4 protein-coding genes are annotated in these 3,068 nt (G+C 48.3%); all 4 read left to right on the top strand.

Annotated elements, in window-relative coordinates; translation table 11 throughout:
• On the top strand, positions 1-552 hold a 552-nt coding region (locus tag H9Y05_RS16090; protein ID WP_262890186.1), incomplete at its 5' end, for a DNA polymerase family A protein.
• 405 nt (positions 553-957) lie between these two features.
• Positions 958-1,149 carry a hypothetical protein gene (locus H9Y05_RS16085; RefSeq protein ID WP_216714888.1) on the top strand — a complete coding sequence of 64 codons (192 nt, stop codon included), beginning with the start codon at positions 958-960 and terminating at the stop codon, positions 1,147-1,149.
• A gap of 1 nt (position 1,150) precedes the next feature.
• The gene (locus tag H9Y05_RS16080; protein WP_216714887.1) at positions 1,151-1,648 is read left to right on the top strand and encodes an HNH endonuclease; all 498 of its coding nucleotides are present in this window, start codon (positions 1,151-1,153) and stop codon (positions 1,646-1,648) included.
• Positions 1,649-1,692: 44 nt separating this feature from the next.
• On the top strand, positions 1,693-3,068 hold a 1,376-nt coding region (locus H9Y05_RS16075; RefSeq protein WP_317170312.1), incomplete at its 3' end, for a Hint domain-containing homing endonuclease.

The following is a 3,068-nucleotide window of genomic DNA, read 5'->3' as shown; positions in this document are numbered from 1 at the left end:
GACGGAATTTTAGCTGCTGTTCGTAATCCTGGTCGTGAATTTTGGGCTGGGGCACACTTGCGCCGGAATGGTGAAAGAGCTATCCGTATCTGGAGAACAGTAGAAACTGATTCATCCGGTAGAAACATCCCAGGATGGTGGCTATGCATGGAGCTGCCGTCGGGGCGAATCCTATCATATCCAGGAATAGGCGTCAGCGTGACAAAGGAAACCGACGAAGACGGGCGGGTAAACACCAATGTAAGAATTAAGTACCAGGGCGAGAACCAGTTAACACGGCAGTGGACTACCCTGTACACACACGGCGGAAAGGCTTGTGAGAACATCGTTCAGGCGTTTTGTCGTGACTTATTGGCCTACGCAATGCTTAATGTTGAGGCTGGCGGGTACCCTATAGTTCTTTCGGTTCATGATGAACTGGTATGCGAGACCCCGGATACACCTTATTACACGGTAGCTGAACTGGAAAAACTAATGTGTGCATTGCCGGAGTGGGCTGATGGTTTTCCTCTTGTAGCGGAAGGTGCGGAGTTAAAACGGTATGCTAAGTAAACTTATTATTTATTATTTCCGGGAAGAAGACTGCCGAATCTGTCCGCGCTGCGGCATTGAGCATACGAAACGTGAGGGGTGCATAGATGAGTACTCCTGAGGGCAATATTCAGAAATACGCAAAAGAGCGATTCGAGGCCCTGGGGGGCCTCGTACGCAAATTGTCGTACGAAAATAGAGTGGGAGCGCCTGACCTACTGGTAATTCTCCCCGGTGGTGTCATCTGGTTCGTTGAGGTGAAGAAAGACGAAAGCACGAAGCCAGACCCGCACCAGTTACGGGAGCACGAGAGGATGCGTAAGCGAGGTGCAAATGTTTTTGTTGTCGGGTCGAAGAAACAGGTTGATAAATTAATAGAACACTATTATATTTAGTTCACACCAAACACAAATAAGGAATTGAGAAATGAAATACGAATATGACCGCAAACCAGCACGTGACATCGTACCGGGTGACATGATTTTCAACGTTAGGACACGTAGCCCTGTTGCCGTAGATACAGTATTTGTTGAGTCAAACGGTAAACTGGTTATCGAAGATGTAACTGGTAACGTTACGGCGTTCGGGCGTAAAGAGTTAGTTCTGGTGGCGAAATGAAATGAGTAAATTCACTAGAAGACCCGATATTGAGGAGGCGAAACGTCTTCTTAACTATGACCCCGAAACAGGTATATTCACACGAAAAGTAAGCATAAAAGGGAGAAATGCTGGGGAGGTAGCCGGAGGGCCAAACGACAAAGGATACATAGTTATTACAGTCTCCGGTGTAAGAATAAAAGCCCACCATCTGGCATGGGCTTTCGTCTACGGGGAATATCACAATGGTGAGCTTGACCATAAAGACCGTAACAGGGCCAATAACGCCATAAATAATATAAGGCCCGCAACAAGGAGCCAACAGATTCAGAACCGCGACTGCACCTCGCATAACACCAGCGGCGCGATAGGGGTTTACCAAATACCATCTGGCAGGTGGCGCGCCAGAATAGGCGTCAATAACAGATACATCCACCTTGGCTATTTTGACACTATAGAAGAAGCGTCGCGCGTATACCAAAGAGCCGCAGAAATATACTTCGGGGAGTTCAAGGCATGAGTAAGTTTAGGCGCAGGGAATATCAGAAAATAATGACGTCGTTTATGCTACAGCACCCACGTTGCAATATCTGGTGCGGTATGGGCGGCGGCAAGTGCCTGAAACGCGGGACTGAAGTTATTATGTTTGACGGCACAACCAAGAAAGTAGAAGACGTTATAGTCGGTGACGTTCTTATGGGCCCGGATTCAACGCCGAGAAATGTACTTTCTCTCGGTAGAGGCCGGGAGATGATGTATGAGGTTAAACCGCGAAAAGGAGAGTCTTATACTGTCAACGAAAGCCACATACTATCCCTGCGAACTACTACAGGGATAGCAAAAGGTTCATGGCCAGATAATACCGTTTTCGACATAAGCGTCCGCGACTGGCTTAAGTTGCCGAAATATGTAACCGGGCCTAATGGGTATCTTAAGGGTTGGCGGGTACCTGTCGATTTTACAAGGAAAGAGCAGGACGAGGCTTTATTGCCACCGTACCTTATGGGGTTATGGCTGGGCGACGGCACTTCGTCGTCTGGGGCCATAACATCAGGGGAAAACGAAAAGGAAATAAGGGAGTATCTTGAATCGTACGCAGCACGTAATGGGATGCAAATACGAAAAGAAGGGCTTACATGGAGCATATCTTACGGCAATACAGGCAACAGGAAGCACGGGCTTACGAACGCGCTGAGGTCGGCGGGGGTCCTGAACCATAAGCATATACCGCATAATTACAAATGCGGCGACCGGCAACAACGTTTAGAATTGCTGGCGGGGCTTCTTGATAGTGACGGTTATTGTGATTTGTCTAAAGCAGGTTTTGACTGGATTTCGGTAAGCGAGCGACTCGCTGATGATTTTTGCTATCTATGCCGTTCTCTTGGTTTCGCCGCTTACAAGAAGAAAACTCGTAAGCGTTGCGCAAACACTGATGTTTGGGGGGATTACTTCCGCGTATCGGTATCAGGCGATTTTTCTGAGGTGCCTTTCGTGCGCGGCCGCCACCAGAATTTACCGAAGCGTAATATTAATAAAAACGTACTTAACGTCGGGATAGAATCTATAACCCCGGTCGGTGTAGATGATTATTACGGCTTCACCATCGACGGTGACCACCGGTTTCTATTAGGTGACTTCACCGTAACGCACAACACAAGCTCGACAATGTGGGTCCTCAACCGACTGTTCCGTAATGGGCAACTTAATGACGACGACCGAGTGTTAATCCTCGCCCCGTTGCGCGTTGCGTCAGGTACGTGGCCCGCAGAACAAGAGAAATGGAACTTCCCGTGTCTGAGTGTAGTAGATGCAACTGGTTCTGAGAAGCGACGCATCGCGGCGCTGGAGTCAGACGCTAACGTGGTTTGCACAAATTACGAAGTTATAGAATGGCTTATTGACTACTACGGCAAAGACGACTGGCCTTTTACCGTTAT

The organism is Taishania pollutisoli (genome assembly GCF_014518315.1).
GTDB classification, from domain to species: domain Bacteria; phylum Bacteroidota; class Bacteroidia; order Flavobacteriales_D; family Crocinitomicaceae; genus Taishania; species Taishania pollutisoli.
Note: the sequence above shows the minus strand (reverse complement) of the source record. Positions and strands in the feature narration are given on the sequence as shown.

Bases quoted from the DNA above. Each gene is read 5' to 3' on its own strand.
- H9Y05_RS16080 (WP_216714887.1), top strand. From the start codon at position 1,151: ATGAGTAAATTCACTAGAAGACCCGATATTGAGGAGGCGAAACGTCTT.
- H9Y05_RS16085 (WP_216714888.1), top strand. From the start codon at position 958: ATGAAATACGAATATGACCGCAAACCAGCACGTGACATCGTACCGGGT.